This is a genomic window from Kitasatospora sp. NPDC022856 (assembly GCF_055561235.1).
The window spans coordinates 141,142-155,579 of the sequence record NZ_JBVHHE010000016.1; the positions used below are offsets into that span (position 1 = coordinate 141,142).

The 14,438-nt window shown below is 74.4% G+C and carries 14 protein-coding genes; 7 read left to right on the plus strand and 7 right to left on the minus strand.

Features of this window, described 5'->3' with window-relative positions:
* Positions 1-138: 138 nt before the first annotated feature.
* Positions 139-570 (minus strand): DoxX family protein, encoded by a 432-nt coding sequence (locus ACZ34W_RS21875; protein WP_352293144.1) that lies wholly within the window; start codon positions 568-570, stop codon positions 139-141.
* A gap of 105 nt (positions 571-675) precedes the next feature.
* Between ACZ34W_RS21875 and ACZ34W_RS21880 the strand changes: the two genes are divergently transcribed.
* The gene (locus ACZ34W_RS21880; protein ID WP_329487801.1) at positions 676-1,230 is read left to right on the plus strand and encodes a TetR/AcrR family transcriptional regulator; all 555 of its coding nucleotides are present in this window, start codon (positions 676-678) and stop codon (positions 1,228-1,230) included.
* 54 nt (positions 1,231-1,284) lie between these two features.
* Here the strand turns inward: ACZ34W_RS21880 and ACZ34W_RS21885 are convergent, their stop codons facing one another.
* The gene (locus tag ACZ34W_RS21885; protein ID WP_329487800.1) at positions 1,285-2,004 is read right to left on the minus strand and encodes a YidC/Oxa1 family membrane protein insertase; all 720 of its coding nucleotides are present in this window, start codon (positions 2,002-2,004) and stop codon (positions 1,285-1,287) included.
* A 90-nt stretch (positions 2,005-2,094) separates the two neighbouring features.
* Positions 2,095-2,388, minus strand: a complete 294-nt coding sequence (locus ACZ34W_RS21890; protein ID WP_329487799.1) for a DUF6412 domain-containing protein — start codon at positions 2,386-2,388, stop codon at positions 2,095-2,097.
* A 234-nt stretch (positions 2,389-2,622) separates the two neighbouring features.
* Between ACZ34W_RS21890 and ACZ34W_RS21895 the strand changes: the two genes are divergently transcribed.
* Both ACZ34W_RS21895 and ACZ34W_RS21900 read left to right on the plus strand, forming a co-directional pair.
* Positions 2,623-2,907, plus strand: a complete 285-nt coding sequence (locus ACZ34W_RS21895; RefSeq protein ID WP_329487798.1) for a type II toxin-antitoxin system Phd/YefM family antitoxin — start codon at positions 2,623-2,625, stop codon at positions 2,905-2,907.
* A complete protein-coding gene (locus tag ACZ34W_RS21900) occupies positions 2,900-3,322 on the plus strand; it encodes a type II toxin-antitoxin system VapC family toxin (protein WP_329487797.1) in 423 nt (140 codons plus the stop codon). Before ACZ34W_RS21895 ends, ACZ34W_RS21900 begins: the two co-directional genes overlap by 8 nt.
* A 77-nt stretch (positions 3,323-3,399) precedes the next feature.
* On the opposite strand, the gene ACZ34W_RS21905 is transcribed toward ACZ34W_RS21900, so the two are convergent.
* Together ACZ34W_RS21905 and ACZ34W_RS21910 are read right to left on the minus strand one after the other, a co-directional pair.
* Positions 3,400-4,503 (minus strand): Gfo/Idh/MocA family protein, encoded by a 1,104-nt coding sequence (locus ACZ34W_RS21905; RefSeq protein WP_465606315.1) that lies wholly within the window; start codon positions 4,501-4,503, stop codon positions 3,400-3,402.
* Positions 4,504-4,713: 210 nt separating this feature from the next.
* Positions 4,714-5,778: a lytic polysaccharide monooxygenase auxiliary activity family 9 protein gene (locus tag ACZ34W_RS21910; RefSeq protein ID WP_465606317.1), complete on the minus strand. Its 1,065-nt coding sequence runs from the start codon at positions 5,776-5,778 to the stop codon at positions 4,714-4,716.
* Between the two features lie 407 nt (positions 5,779-6,185).
* On the opposite strand from ACZ34W_RS21910, the gene ACZ34W_RS21915 reads away from it, so the two are divergent.
* From ACZ34W_RS21915 to ACZ34W_RS21930, 4 genes are all read left to right on the plus strand, one after another.
* Entirely contained in the window at positions 6,186-6,965 is a 780-nt protein-coding gene (locus tag ACZ34W_RS21915) for an HAD-IIA family hydrolase (RefSeq protein WP_329487794.1), read from the plus strand.
* A 95-nt stretch (positions 6,966-7,060) separates the two neighbouring features.
* Complete coding sequence (locus ACZ34W_RS21920; RefSeq protein WP_465606320.1) at positions 7,061-8,239, plus strand: low temperature requirement protein A; 1,179 nt, start codon at positions 7,061-7,063, stop codon at positions 8,237-8,239.
* Positions 8,240-8,439: 200 nt separating this feature from the next.
* Positions 8,440-9,117, plus strand: coding sequence for a uracil-DNA glycosylase (locus tag ACZ34W_RS21925; protein ID WP_329492109.1), 678 nt, complete (start codon positions 8,440-8,442; stop codon positions 9,115-9,117).
* Positions 9,118-9,249: 132 nt separating this feature from the next.
* Positions 9,250-10,329 carry a glycoside hydrolase family 6 protein gene (locus ACZ34W_RS21930; protein ID WP_465606322.1) on the plus strand — a complete coding sequence of 360 codons (1,080 nt, stop codon included), beginning with the start codon at positions 9,250-9,252 and terminating at the stop codon, positions 10,327-10,329.
* Positions 10,330-10,386: 57 nt separating this feature from the next.
* Here ACZ34W_RS21930 and glxA read toward each other — a convergent pair whose 3' ends face one another.
* Entirely contained in the window at positions 10,387-12,318 is a 1,932-nt protein-coding gene (gene glxA / locus ACZ34W_RS21935) for a radical copper oxidase GlxA (protein WP_465606324.1), read from the minus strand.
* A gap of 82 nt (positions 12,319-12,400) precedes the next feature.
* Complete coding sequence (locus ACZ34W_RS21940) at positions 12,401-14,248, minus strand: glycosyltransferase family 2 protein (protein WP_465606409.1); 1,848 nt, start codon at positions 14,246-14,248, stop codon at positions 12,401-12,403.
* Between the last annotated feature and the right edge of the window lie 190 nt (positions 14,249-14,438).

The following is a 14,438-nucleotide window of genomic DNA, read 5'->3' on the forward strand; positions in this document are numbered from 1 at the left end:
CTGCGACCTTCACGAATTCCTCCACCTTGTCCGGCCGGACTCAGAAACGATCAAAGGCTACGGCCTGCCGTGGCCACGGTCCGGGGCGGGTCTCCGAGTGGCGCCGCCGGGCCGGCGCGGAGGCGCGAGGGCGCGGGATCAGCCCGCGAAGGTCAGTGCGGCGGCCGCGACGAACAGCACCTGGAGAGCGGTGCGGGGGCCGATCGGGGTGACGCCGGGGAGTCGGCGGCGGGCGGCCGAGACGTTCGCCGGGAACATCGCGATCATCATGAGGATCAGACCCGCGGACGCCAACCTGGTGGTCGCCGGGACGAGGACCAGGACGGCGCCGGCCAGCTCCAGCAGGCCGGTCAGCGTGATCAGCAGCTCCGGCCGGGGCAGGCCCGGCGGGACCATGGCGACGAGTCCGCTCCGCAGGCGCGGGAGGAAGTGCGCGGACGCGGTGAGCAGGAACATCGCGGCCAGTCCGACCCGCAGGGCGGGGTGCCAGCCGTCGAGCACGTCCACACCGGCCAGTCCGGCCAGGCGGGCGGCCAGGAATCCGGCGACAAGAGCGATCAGGGGTGCCATCTCGGCCTCCGAAGGTGCGGGTGGTGCCCTGCGCGCAGGGCATCTTGACACCATCAAGTTAGGTGCGGCCGCGCCATCTTGTCAATGGAAAGTTATGATCGGGGCATGTCTGCTCAGCCCTATCACCACGGTGACCTGAGGAATGCCCTGCTCGCCGCCGCCGCCGCGGCCATCGAACAGAGCGGGCCCGCCGCGCTGAGCCTGCGCGAGCTGGCCCGCCGGGCCGGCGTCTCCCACGCCGCCCCCGCCCACCACTTCGGCGACAAGGCGGGACTGCTCACCGCACTCGCCGCCCAGGGGTACGAACTCCTCGCCGACGCGGTACGCGCTGCCGGGCCGGACCTGGCCGGGGCGGGGATCGCCTACGTCCGGTTCGCCGTCGGGCACCGCGCCCACTTCACGGTCATGTTCGAGCCCGGCCTCTACCACCCGGACGACCCGCACCTGTCCGCCGCCCGGGCCCGCGCCGACGAGGCCCTCGCCGCCGCGCTCGCGGCGTCCGCCCCGCAGCACGCGCGGGAGCGCGAGCTCAAACTGGCGGCCTGGTCGATCGTCCACGGCTTCGCCCAGCTGTGGAACAGCGGGAGCCTGCCCGACCGCGCCGGGGAGGACCCGGCGACGATCGCCCGCGCGGTGATCGGCAACCTGCTGCGCGCCTGAGCCGCCCCGGCGGCGGGGGCCCCACCCGCCGCCGGACCGTGCGCCGCGCGCCGGTCAGATCAGCGCCACCGCCGGTACCGGCGCGGTCCCGCCCCGGTGCAGCCAGCCGCGTTCGGCGGCCGACCAGGCGGACGTGGTCAGCAGGTAGAGCGCGGCGGCCAGCGGCACCAGCGCCGCGAACAGCACGGTGCCGAACGAGAGGTACGGCATGACCGCCATCAGTCCGGCCTGCCCGGGCTGTCCCGGCTGCGCCGGCTGCTTCGGAGCGGCTGCCTGCGCACGGCGGGCCCGGCGGAAGTTGACGTACCCCACGGCGGCCAGCCCGGCGTACAGCGCGCCGAACACCACCCACTGCGCGGCGCTCTGCGCGCTGCCCGCGTGCAGGCCGAGCGGGACGCCGAAGAGGGTGTGGCCGAGCAGGTCGTTCGGGGTGGTGAACAGCCGGTACATCACCGAGAAGAACGGGATCTGGATCAGCATCGGCAGGCACCCGGCGAACGGCGAGGCCTTCTCCTCCCGGTACAGCTCGGCGAGCGCGGCCTGGAGCTTCTCCGGCTTGCCCTTGTGCTTGCGGTTCAGCTCAGCGACCTTCGGCGCGAGCCGGGCCCGCGACTTCTCGCCCCGCGCGGCCGCCCGCGCCAGCGGGTGCAGGGCGAGCCGGACGCAGACGGTGAACAGGACGATCGCCAGCGCGGTGGGCACCAGCTGGGCGAGGGAGGCGACGACGTCGTGGGCCAGGCCGACGGCCGGGTCGAGCACTGCGAAAACGGACATGGTGGAGCGAGCCCTCCGGGGTCTCAGCGTCTCAGGACATGAGTGATCGGCGGAGGGCGGCCGCGTGGACGGCGGTGGAGAAAGGGGTGGTTACGCGGCCGCCGGGGCCGCGCCCGGGGCCCTGGGGCGTCGCCTGCCCCGGGCGTCGGGATCGCGCTGCGGGAGGAAGGCCGTCCGGAGCGCCCGGCGCCGCAGCGTCCCGTCCCGGACGGCGGCCGGCGCCCGCGCGCCCAGCAACCGGGCCGCGGCCAGCGTGCCCGCGACGGCGCCGGCCAGCAGCACCACGGCCGCGGCGGCGGCCACCGAGGTCAGCGTCCCACCGTCGGTGAGCGCCTCCCCGGTCAGCACCCGGAGCAGGCCGAGCAGCATCGCGACGAATCCCACGGTGAGCTCCTCTCCTGCCGAGTGCCGAGTGCCGGGCACCGAGTGCCGGGCGTACCGGCTGATGAACCGACCGGTGTGCCGACGGACGCGCCGTGCTCGGCGGCACCGAGTCCGGGCGTTGTCGACGATGGTACGACGCCCGGCGCTCCCGGGGGGAGCGCGCGCTCACGGCGGGCGGCCCCGGCGCTCCCGCGCACCGTAGCCAGCGGTGCTACCCGGGGCTACCTTGGAAGGATGAAGACGATTACCCAGCGGGAGTTCCGGAACAACTCCGCCGCGGTGATGGACGCGGTGGAGGCGGGCGAGACCTTCCACATCACCAGGAACGGGGTCGAGGTCGCGGAGCTGCGGCCGGTCGCGGAGCGGCGGCGGCTCACGGCCGAGGAACTGGTGGCGCGGCACGTGAAGCTGCCGCGGGTGGACTACCAGCAGATGCGCAAGGAGGCCGAGGAGTACTTCGGCCCCGAGGAGCTGGTGGGGGACGACGGCGACGACCCCTTCGAGCGGCGGCGTGGCTGAGCGGCGCAGGGCGCCCCGGCGCCGCCCGGCCGGGGTGCTGGACACCTGCGTCTACATCGACCTGGCGCTGCTCAACCCGGCCGAGCTGCCGGCCGTGCCGGAGCTGACCGCGATCACCTTCGCCGAGCTCCAGCAGGGCGTCTCGATGGCCCGGGACGCGGTCAGCCGGGCGTCGCGGCTGGAGGTGCTGGGCGCGGCGATGGCCGACTTCGACCCGCTGCCCTTCGACGCGGCCGCCGCCGCCCGGTACGGGACGCTGGTCACGCTGACCATCGCCGCCGGGCGCCAGCCGCGTCCGCGCCGGATCGACCTGATGATCGCGGCCGTCGCCTCCGCGCACGGGCTGCCGCTGTACACGCGCAACGTGGCGGACTTCCGGGGCCTCGGCGCGGCCGTCGAGGTCATCGGGATCTGACCGGATCCGACTCGGTCCGGCAGACTCCAGCCGGGGCCGACCGGGTCCGACCGGCCGTGCCGCGCCCCCGGAAGGGGTCAGCCGAGCCGGACGGTCGTGCCGGTGGCGGCCGAGGTACGGGCGGCCTCCAGGACGGTCAGGGTGGCCACGGCGTCGAGCGGGTCGACCGGCGGCGGAGTGCCCGGGTCGGCCAGGGCGGCGGCGACGCCCGCGTAGAAGGCGGGGTAGTCGCCCAGGTCGGTCGGGACGGTGGTCGCGTCCTCGTCGGTGCCGACGGTGCCGTACCGGGAGGGCTGGTCGGCGCCCCACGGCACCCCGGCGCGGCCGGTGCCGTCCGGGCGCTGACCGGCGCGGAGGTCCTCCTCCTGCGGGTCCATGCCGAACTTCACGTATCCGGCGGTGTCGCCGAGCACTCGCAGCCGGGGCCCGACGAGCGGGGTGATGGCGCTGGTCCACAGGTGGGAGCGGGTGCCGCAGGCGTGGGTGAGGGCGAGGAAGGCGTCGTCGTCGACCACCGCGCCGTCCCGGCGGGTGTCGATCTCGGCGTAGACCGTCTCGACCGGGCCGAACAGGGTGAGCGCCTGGTCGACCAGGTGGCTGCCCAGGTCGTACAGCGTGCCGCCGCCCTCGGCCGGGTCGGCCAGCTCGCGCCAGCCGGCCTTGGGCTTGGGGCGGAACCGCTCGAACCTGGACTCGAAGCGGTGGACCCGGCCCAGCGCGCCCTCGCGGACCAGTCGGGCGGCGGTGAGGAAGTCGCCGTCCCAGCGCCGGTTCTGGAAGACGGAGAGCAGGACGCCCTGCGACCGCGCCAGCGTGCAGAGCTCCCGCGCGTCGGCGGCGGTGGCGGCCAGCGGCTTGTCGACCACGGTGGCCAGCCCGGCGCGCAGCGCGGCCCGGGCGAGCGGGACGTGGGTGCGGTTGGGCGAGGCGATCACGATCAGGTCGAGCGCGTCCCGGTCGGCCAGCAGCTGCTCCGGGGTGTCCACGGCACGGGCGCCGGGGTGGTCCGTGCGCAGCTGGGCGCGGCGGTCGGGGTTGGCGGTGACCACCGCGTCCAGCCGGAGCCCGGGGGTGCTGGCGATCACCGGGGCGTGGAAGGCGGATCCGGCCAGACCGTAGCCGATCAGGCCGACACGGAAGGGGCCGTCGTGGTCGCGGGAAGGGCGTGAGGAGGGGCTCATGCGCCTTACTCAATCACGGTGCGCCAGCACGAGGTATCCGATTGGCCCCGGTTTCGGTGCCCTCGGTGTGACGGACGGTGAGGCGGCCGGGGTGGTTCGACCGGGACGCCCGCCGGTGGGGCGGCGGGCGTCCCGGCGGTCCGGGGGCGGGTCGGTCCGGGGTGGTCGGGGTCAGCGGGCGGTCCGGGGTGGCCGGGGCCGGCGGGCGGGTCAGCGGGCGTGGGCGCCCGGGGTGCGGCGGCGCTGACGGTGGATGACGGCGACGACGGCGCCGGCCAGGAGGAAGGCCGAGCCGATCGAGGCCAGGACGCCGAGGGAGCGGTCGGAGCCGGTCTGGGCGAGCCGCTCGTGATCGGTGGCCGGCACCGGGGCGGGCGCGGCGGCCTGCGCAGGAGCCTGCGCGGGAGCCTGCGTGGCGGGACCGGGGCCGGCCACCGCGGCGGGGCCGGCCGTGGGCGGCGGCGTGGTGGCGGAGGCGGCGGGGGTGGTGGCCGCGGCCGTCGGGGCGGCGGTCGGCGTGGCCGGAGCGGTGGTGTGGTCGTGCCCGGCGGGGTGCCCGGACGACGGAGCCGGGGCGGTGCCGCCCGGAGCGGGGGCGGGCGGCGTCGCGGGTGTCGTCGTCGGTGCGGTGCCGCTGCCGTCGAAGACCACGTCCGAACAGGAGTAGAACGCCTCCGGGCTGTCCGAGCGCTGCCAGATCGCGTAGATCAGCTGGCGCCCGGTCTTCCCCGCCGGGACCTTGCCGGGCAGCACGTAGGAACCGTCCGTCAGCTGCGGGTCGGTGACCGTGAGGAACGGCTGGGGCTCCAGGTCCGCCCAGGTCAGCGGCTTGGTCGGGGAGTAGCCGGCGTTGGTGACGAAGAGCTGGAAGGTGCCCCGGTGCGGCGCGGTGGCGCGGTAGCGGAAGGTGAAGTCCGACCCGGCCGTGAGGTTGGTGGCCGGCCAGTCGGCGCGCGGCAGGTCGAGGCCCTTGTACAGGTCCGAGCCCGCGCTGCACAGCCGGCCGTCCGGGATCAGCTCGCGGTGGCGCCCGGCGGCGTCCCCGATCCGCAGGCTCATCCAGTCGTAGAGGGCGGCCGTGCCCCCGGCGGCCACGGCGGCCCGGCAGGCCGCCGACTTCGGGTGCTCGGCGCCCTCCAGGTAGCAGCCCTCGATCCGGCTGAGCGGATTCTGCATCGAGCCGTGCGCGGCGGCGGATCCGCCACCGACCCCGACGGTGAGGCCGGCGGCGGCGAGGGTGAGGACGGCGGCGGGGAGGCGGTGGCGCACGGGCATGGTGAGGGGACTCCTTCGCGGGAGCGGGGTGAGGGTGGTGCGGTTCACGCTAGCCGGGCGGCGGGGGCCTGCTGAGGGGTGCTCAGAGAGGTTAGGGGCGGCTTAAGGAGCCGTTGAGGCGGGAGATCCGCAGGACGGTACCGGAGCCCGTCCGGAGCCGGTCCCGGCCCGGGGCCCGGTGCGGGCTCCGGCGCGGTCGTCCGGACCTGGGCGTTCCGGTGGGCGGGACGTACTGCCGTCGGGCTGGTGTGCGGATTAGGCTGTGCCCCGTTGGGGCAGCCAGCAGTACCCCCGGCGGTCCGGTGTCCCGAGGTGGGTCCGGCCGGTGGGAGGCGCAACGGTGACGGCGGTGCGCCGCAGATTTGGTACGACCATCGCAAGACGTTGCAACTTCGGGAGACACGCACGTGGCAGAGCGCAAGCCCATCGAGTCCTGGCTGACCGACATGGACGGGGTCCTCATCCACGAGGGCACGCCGATCCCCGGCGCGGAGGAGTTCCTGCGCCGGCTGCGGGAGTCCGGCAAGCCCTTCCTGGTGCTCACCAACAACTCGATCTACACCCCGCGCGACCTCAGCGCGCGCCTGGCCGGCATGGGCCTGGAGGTGCCGGAGGAGTGCATCTGGACCTCCGCCCTGGCCACCGCGAAGTTCCTCAAGGGCCAGCGCCCCGGCGGCACCGCCTACGTGATCGGCGAGGCCGGCCTGACCACCGCGCTGTACCAGGCGGGCTACGTGCTGACCGACAACAACCCGGACTACGTCGTCCTCGGCGAGACCCGCACCTACAGCTTCGAGGCGCTCACCAAGGCGATCCGCCTGATCAACCAGGGTGCCCGCTTCATCTGCACCAACCCCGACGAGACCGGCCCGTCCACCGAGGGCGTGCTGCCGGCCACCGGCTCGGTCGCGGCGCTGATCACCAAGGCGACGGGCGTCGAGCCCTACTTCGTCGGCAAGCCCAACCCGCTGATGATGCGCGAGGCGCTGAACAGCGCCGGAGCCCACTCGGAGACCGCCGTGATGATCGGCGACCGGATGGACACCGACATCGTGGCGGGCATGGAGGCCGGCATGGAGACCATCCTGGTGCTCACCGGCCTCACCGCCGCCGCCGACGTGGAGCGGTTCCCGTACCGGCCGACCCGGGTCGTCCAGTCGATCGCGGACCTGGTCGACCTGGTCTAGCCTCTGCTCTGATGACGCGGGCCCCGCCCGGCCGATGGCCGGGCGGGGCCCGTCCGTTTGCGTGCGCCTGTTGCGTATGCGGAGGAGGGGGCGGGATGAGTACGGCGGGGGAGTCCATCGACGAGAAGCGGGTGACCTGGGCGGAGCTCTACTTCGACCTGGTCTTCGTCTTCGCGGTCACGCAGGTCTCCGGCCTGCTGCACCACCACCACGACTGGGGCGGCGTCGCGCGGGCGCTGGTGGTGTTCGTCCCGGTGTACTGGTGCTGGGTGGGCACCACCGTGCAGGCCAACATCCGCGACGTGGACACCCCGAGGGACCGCCTGGGGATCCTCGCCGTCGGCCTGGCCGGCCTCTTCATGGCGCTGGCCGTGCCCGGCGCCTACGAGGGCCGGGGCGTGCTGCTCGGCGCCGGCTACTGGGCGGCCCGGGTGCTGCTGCTGGTGCTGTTGATCCGCGTCCCGGGCGTCTGGCGCGGACCGTACGGGGTGGGCGTGCTGGTCAGCGGGCCGCTGCTGTTCGTGGGCGGGCTGCTCACGGAGGGGCCGCGGCTGGTGCTCTGGACGCTGGGCGCGCTCTGCGACCTGTCCGGCCCGGTGCTGTTCCGCAACCGGCTGGCCAAGGTGGCGTACCACCCGCAGCACATGCCGGAGCGGTTCGCGCTGTTCCTGCTGGTGGCGCTCGGCGAGTCGATCGTCGGGATCGGCGCCACGGCCGCCGCCGTCCGCCTCGACGCGGCCGAACTGGCCGCGGTGGCGGCGGCGTTCACCATCTCCGCCGGGCTCTGGTGGCAGTACTTCGTCTACGCGGCGGACGCCATGCGGCATGCCGTGGCCGTCGCGGACTCCCGCCGGGACGTCATCCGCCGGGTGTTCCAGTACGGCCACCTCGCGCTGGTGGCCGGGGTGATCGCGGTCGCGGTCGGCTTCGGCGAGACGGTGGCCGACCCGCGGCGGGCCCTCGGGGCGGGCTCGGTGGCGTTGCTGTACGGGGGCTGCGGGCTGTACCTGCTGACCTTCGGCTACACCCGGTGGATGATGTTCCGCGCGGTGTCGACCACCCGGATCGTGGCGGCGGCGGTGGTGTTCGCCCTGGTGCCGGTGATGGTGCGGCTGCCGGCGCTCGTCGTCCTCGTGGTGCTGGCGGCGCTGGTGGTGGCGCTGAACGTGGTCGAGCACGTCCGGGTGGCGCGGGCCGCCGCTGCCGCCGCCCCCGCGGTCGGTGACGGGCCGCCCGGTGTCGAGCCGGTGGGTGCGGGCGCCGCGGCGGAGTGAGTTGTCGGTGGAGCTGTGTAGCGTTCGGTGTGGAAGAGGGCGGGCGGCGCAAGCGGCGCGGTACGCCGGAGGTCGGGGCGGTGCGGCGGTGAGCGGCCGTCCGGTGGGAGGTTGATGTCGTGACGGACACGGTCGAGGCAGGCGTGGTCGAGGCAGCCGGGGTCGAAGCAGGCGGGGCCGAAGCAGGGGCGGTCGGCGGGCTGGAGCTGCCGGAGTCCTGGCGCGAGGTGCTGGGCGCCGAGGCGGAGCAGCCGTACTTCGCCGCGCTGGCGGCCTTCGTGGCGGCGGAGCGCGCGGAGCACCAGGTCTTCCCGCCGAGCGGGCAGGAGTTCTCGGCGCTGGAGGCCACGCCCTACGAGAAGGTCCGGGTGCTCGTCCTCGGCCAGGACCCGTACCACGACGACGGCCAGGCGCACGGCATGAGCTTCTCGGTGCTCCCGGGCACCCGGACGCCCCCGTCGCTGCGCAACATCTTCAAGGAGCTGAACGCCGACCTGGGCATCCCCGCCCCGGACAACGGCTACCTGATGCACTGGGCCGAGCAGGGCGTCCTGCTGCTCAACGCGGTGCTCACGGTGCGCGCGCACGAGGCCAACTCGCACAAGGCCAAGGGCTGGGAGAAGTTCACCGACGCGGTGATCAAGGCGGTGAGCGCGCGCGACGAGCCGGTGGTCTTCGTGCTCTGGGGCAACTACGCCAAGAAGAAGCTGCCGCTGATCGACACCACCAAGCACGTCGTGGTCCAGGGCGCCCACCCGTCGCCGCTCTCCGCCAAGCTGTTCTTCGGCAGCCGCCCCTTCTCGCAGATCAACGAGGCGCTGGCCGGCTTCGGCGTCGACCCGATCGACTGGCAGGTGCCGAACCTGAAGCAGGACTGACCGCACGGCGGGCCGGGCGTCGCGCCGGCCCGCCGTCACCGGCCGTTCACCGGCGTCGGCCGGAGGCCGGTACCCGGTGTGCGAAGCTGGGTGCCGACCTGGTCGCCGGACCGGGTCTGGGAGGGGCGGTACGTGCGCCTGGTATGGCGAGGGGCGGGGTTCCGGCTGGCCGTGGGGGCGGCGCTGCTGGGGCTGACGGCAGGGGTGGCGGGCTGCGGCGGCGGGAGTTCGGCCGACCCGCCGGGGAGTGCGGGCACAGGGTCCGCCGCGGCGCCCGCGCCCACCGGGTCCACCACGGCGAGCGGCGGCGCCGCCGGCGCCGGGCCCGTCCAGCTGCCGGGTCAGACGTTCTACGTGTCCGACCGGACGTCCGCGGCCCGGCAGTTGGCCGCGCTGCGCGGTCAGGGCCGGACGGCCGAGGCCGACACCCTCGCCGGGATCGCCTCCCAGCCCTCCTCGCAGTGGCTCGTCGACCAGGCCGCCCGGGGCAGCGTCGAGCAGTTGAGCCGTCTGGCCGCCGAGGTGGACCGCACCCCGGTCTTCGTCGCGTACAACATCCCGCACCGGGACTGCGGCCAGTACTCGGCCGGCGGCGCGGCCGACGCCGCCGCCTACCGCTCCTGGATCACCGGCGTCGCCGAGGCGATCGGCGACCGCAAGGCCTGGGTGGTGCTGGAGCCGGACGCCGTCGCGCACACCCTGGACGGCTGCGGGGTCAAGGGTGAGACCGCCGCCGAGCGGTACGGCCTGCTGGCCTTCGCCGTCCAGGAGTTGAAGAAGCGTCCGCAGGTCCGGGTCTACCTGGACGCGGGGAACCCCGGCTGGGCCCAGGACCCGTCGGCGATGGCCGGGGCGCTGGGCAAGTCCGGCGTCGCCGTGGCGGACGGCTTCGCCGTGAACGTCTCCAACTTCTACAGCACCGACCGCGACGCGGCGTACGGCGCCGAACTCTCCGCCGCGCTGGGCGGGAAGCACTTCGTCATCGACACCAGCCGCAACGGCAACGGCCCGCTGAGCAGCGAGGCCTGGTGCAACCCGCCCGGCCGCGCGCTGGGCGAGCCGCCCACCGCCGCCACCGGCCGGCCCGGGGTGGACGCGTACCTGTGGATCAAGAACCCGGGTGAGTCGGACGGCGAGTGCGGCCGCGGCGAGCCCCGGGCGGGCGAGTTCTGGCTGCCGTACGCCCTGGGGCTGGCGCGCGGGGGCGGGTAGCCGGGCGCGCCGAACGCCGGGTGTTCGGGCGCGTCGGGTGGTCGGGGCGCCCGGGGATCAGGCGGTCACCTGGATCCAGCGCGCGACCGAGGGGGTGCCGGCCCGGTCCGTCACGAACAGCATGTACCAGCCGGGCGGCAGCAGATCGGGGTTGCCGGGCAGGGTGAGGGCGACCCCGCCGGCCGAGCGCGTGCCGATGTCCAGGGCCACCGAGCGCTGCTCGACGTCGGTGGCGTGGGTGACCGAACTCGGCCGGACCAGCTTGGCGGTGGCGATGCCCGCCGGGTCCGGGGTGCCCACCGTGAGCGTGGTGCCGAGCTTCGCGCCGGCCGGGGCGTCGGTCACCCGCGGCCGCGCGCCGTGGAACAGGTACGGCGGGGTGTAGATCTCGATCCGCTGCTCGAAGGCGCCCGGTTCGGTGTCGGCCCTGTCCGCGAAGAGCGGGTCGGAGCCGAGGACCACCACCCGGCCGTCGGGCAGCAGCAGCGCCTCCGAGTGGTAGTCGCGTCCGACGGTCGGCTCGGCCGCGGCGCTGAAGGTGTTGGTGTCCGGGTGGTAGACCTGCGACTCGAGCAGGTCGCTGCGGTGCTTGCCGCGGTAGTCGCGGGAGCCGCCGGTGGTGAACACGGTGTCGTTCGGCAGGATCACGCTGTTGAGGTAGCGGGTGCCGCCGGCGGGCAGGTCCGGCCCGGGGGTGAAGGCGGGCTTCGGGGCGGAGAGGTCGGCGATGTCGGTGCGCGCGGTGGAGAGCGGTGACTCGCCGACGCCCCCGCCGCCGAGCACCATCACCTTCTGCGCCTGGGCGGGCGGCAGCAGGACGGAGGACGAGGTCTCGGTGAGCGCGGGGTCGCGCAGTCCCGGGACGGGCTGGAAGCTGTTGTCCCGCAGGTCCCAGAGCCCAGGGTCGCGGCCCTGGTCCGCCGGGCCGTAGCCCGCGTTGGAGCCGGAGTAGAAGAGCTTGCCGGAGGCGGTCAGGAAGATCGACGGGTAGGTCGGGAAGTAGCGGTCGGGCGCCTTCGACCAGGTCTTGCGGGCCGGGTCGTAGATCTCGTTGTCGTTGCCGCCGAGGATCTGCCCGGTGTCGTCCAGCCCGGAGACGGTGACCACCCGCCCGTCGCCCAGCCCGGTGAGCGTCGGGTACCAGCGGGCGTACGCCATGTCGGTGACCTGCTCGTACAGCTCGGTGTCCGGGTTGAACTCGAAGGCGGAGCGGATGCCCTGGAAGTCCTGCTTCTCCAGCGTCAGCCGGTCGGCCATGCCGTAGAGGTTGCGGGCGTCGGCGCCGTCCAGGCCCTTGATCGCGTACTGGGCGGGGGAGTCCTCGACGGACCCGGTGCCCGCCGCCACCGCCTCCACGAACACGTGCTGCTCGCCGGCCTTCACCACCGTCCGGTCGCCGGCGCCGGTCTTCGTCGCGGCCGGGACGGTCACCTCGGCGGTGGACAGGTAGGTGTGGCCGCCGGGACCGGTGAACACCGTGCCCTTGGGGAAGGTGCGGGCCGCGTCCGGGTTCTCGTTGCGCACCCGCATGGTGCCGGCTGCCTTCTTCACGGCGCCGTCCAGCGCCTCGTAGCGCAGGGTGCCGCCGGCCACCAGCAGCCGGCCGTCGGGCAGCGCGGTGTGGCCGCCGCAGAACATGTCCGCCGGGGTCGGGATCCGCCGGTAGGTGTTGGCGGCGGGATCCCAGAGCAGGCTCTTGAAGGAGCCCGCGTCGAAGCTGCGCCGGCTGTTCCCGGAGCCGGCGATGATCAGCACCTTGCCGGTGCGCAGCAGGCTGGCGTGGACGGCGTTGATCCGGAACTCGGCCGGGAGGACGACGGTCTGCCAGTGGCCGTACTCGGCCTTGTAGGCCGGGCGGTTGATCACGTACTGGTGGTACTGCTCGTGGGCGAAGCCGAGGACGGCCGGCGCGTTCATCCCGGCCACGGTCAGGGCGACCGTGCTGCCGAGGGCGAAGCGCCTGGTCCGGCCGGCGTTGCGGATCCTCACGGTGGGTGGTCCCTCCTACTGCGGCGCGACGACGGGCTGGTTCGACGGGCTGGTTCGACGGGCCGGGGCTGAGCGGCCGGGGTCAGCGGCCGGTGGCGGCGGGTGCCGTGGCCTCGGTGCTCTGCGTGCCGGGGGCGGCCCCGGCACGCTCCCCGGCCCGGGGCTGCCGCGGGACCCTCGGGGCGGCGGCGCCGGTGACCGTGAGCGTGGAGGTCGGCCGGGCCCGCCCGCGGCGGACCGCGTCGGCGGCCAGCACGAGCATCGGCAGCAGGCTCAGCAGCAGCGCCAGGCAGGCCCAGGTGCGCATGGCGAGGTGGTCGTGGCCGGTGAAGAACGAGGCCGTGACCGCCCCGCCGAACACCAGCGCCCAGAACAGGTGGACGCGGAACGTCGCCACCCGGTCGGGGCTGGCCGAGTGGCCCTTCGGCGTCACCACGAACCGGCTGCGCCGGCGGAGCAGGGCCTGGAGGAGCGAGGCCGCGTAGATCGGCCCGCACAGCGCCGACATCAGCATGCCCGCCACCCCGGAAGACCCGGCCGGCTCGTGCGGGCTGACGTTGTGCTTGCGGTTCCAGGTGTAGAGCAGCACCTGGAGGGCGGCCGCGTCGCTGTAGAGCATCATCCAGATCTCCGAGGAGACGTGGACCCCCGAGGCCCCGAAGCCCAGGTAGAGCACGCTCGACACCCCGCCGAGCAGCCAGGTCAGCGCCGCCATCGGGTAGAAGCAGACCATCAGCGTGTAGTTGAGCAGCCGGCCGGGCGACAGCCGCCAGGCGGCCCGCCAGTACTGGGTCAGGAGCGTTTCGTAGGTGCCCCGGCTCCAGCGGAGCTGCTGGGAGAAGAAGTCCGTCCAGGAGGAGGGGCCCTCGCCGACCGCCAGGACGTCCGGGGTGTAGACCGACCGCCAGCGCGCCCCGGTGGCCGGGTTGCGGCGGCGGTGGAACTCCAGCCCGGTCGCCATGTCCTCGGTGATCGAGTCGGACAGCCCGCCGATCGACCGCAGCGCGCCGATCCGCACCGCGTTGTTGGTGCCGACGAACATCGGCGCGCCGTAACGGTTGCCCGCCCGCTGGATCAGCGCGTGGAACAGGAACTGCTGGCTCTCGGAGAACCGGGTGACCGCCGAACCCGAGCTGCGGTAGTTCCCGTACACCTGCGGGCCGACCACGAACGCCACGTCCTCGTCCCGGAAGTACCCCAGCATCCGCTCGCCGAACTCGGGGAGCGGGACGTGGTCGGTGTCCACCGAGAGCCAGAAGTCGTAGGCGGCGCCGTGGGCCTGGAGCCAGCTGTTGTAGTTGCCGTGCTTGCTCCCGGCGCGGAACCGCCCCTCGGGCCGGTTCCACGGCCCGATGCCGCGCCGGCTGAAGTGCCGCACGCCCAGGTGGGCGCAGAGCGCGCGCATCGCGGGATCGTTCCCCTCGTCGAGCAGCCAGACGTCGTACGGTCCGTGGTGCCGGACGGCGAGCGCGGCGACCAGGGTGGTGCGCACCAGCTCCGGCGGCTCCTTGCCCGGTACGCAGGTGGTGAGGAACGCGACCCGGGTGCCCGGTTCGGGCGTGACCGGCACGGGGTCGCGGGCGACCAGCGTGGCGTGGGTGTTGGAGACGACGTTGACCAGGCGGAACAGCTCGACGACCGCGATGATCGTGACCATCGCCTTGTCGGCGATCAGCAGCCAGGCGTGCGTCTCGCCCGGCCGGACCGGCCAGTGGCCGGGGAGCAGCAGCCAGACCAGCAGCACCGACTCGACCGCCGGGGCGGCCAGCAGGAGCAGCGCGGCCCGGATCCGGTGCGGCTCCCGGCGCAGCAGGCTCCGGTAGCGGACGCGGTAGGGGCCGGGGGTGTCGCCGTCGCCGCCCGGGGTGGTGGCCGGACCGGCGAGCCGGCTGAAGTGGGCGTAGTCGTACGGGGCTTCGGGGACGGCCAGGGGAGCACCGGGCGCGCTCTCTTCGCGCGGGCGCCGCGAGAACTGCTTGACCAACTGTGGCTCCCCCCGTGGCCGGCGGCTCGGGCCGGCTCGATCGTGCGTGCTCCGACCGGAGGTGTGCGGTCCGATGCCCAGTGGCTGTGCCTGGGCGTCCTGGAAGGCCGCTCCCCCCGGAGCCTGGCCTTCGAAG

Coding starts and splice junctions, on each gene's coding strand:
- ACZ34W_RS21895 (WP_329487798.1), top strand. CDS start 2,623: ATGAAGACGATTACCCAGCGGGAGTTCCGGAACAACTCCGCCGCGGTG.
- ACZ34W_RS21875 (WP_352293144.1), bottom strand. CDS start 570: ATGGCACCCCTGATCGCTCTTGTCGCCGGATTCCTGGCCGCCCGCCTG.
- ACZ34W_RS21885 (WP_329487800.1), bottom strand. CDS start 2,004: ATGTCCGTTTTCGCAGTGCTCGACCCGGCCGTCGGCCTGGCCCACGAC.
- ACZ34W_RS21905 (WP_465606315.1), bottom strand. CDS start 4,503: ATGAGCCCCTCCTCACGCCCTTCCCGCGACCACGACGGCCCCTTCCGT.
- ACZ34W_RS21920 (WP_465606320.1), top strand. CDS start 7,061: ATGAGTACGGCGGGGGAGTCCATCGACGAGAAGCGGGTGACCTGGGCG.
- ACZ34W_RS21880 (WP_329487801.1), top strand. CDS start 676: ATGTCTGCTCAGCCCTATCACCACGGTGACCTGAGGAATGCCCTGCTC.
- ACZ34W_RS21910 (WP_465606317.1), bottom strand. CDS start 5,778: ATGCCCGTGCGCCACCGCCTCCCCGCCGCCGTCCTCACCCTCGCCGCC.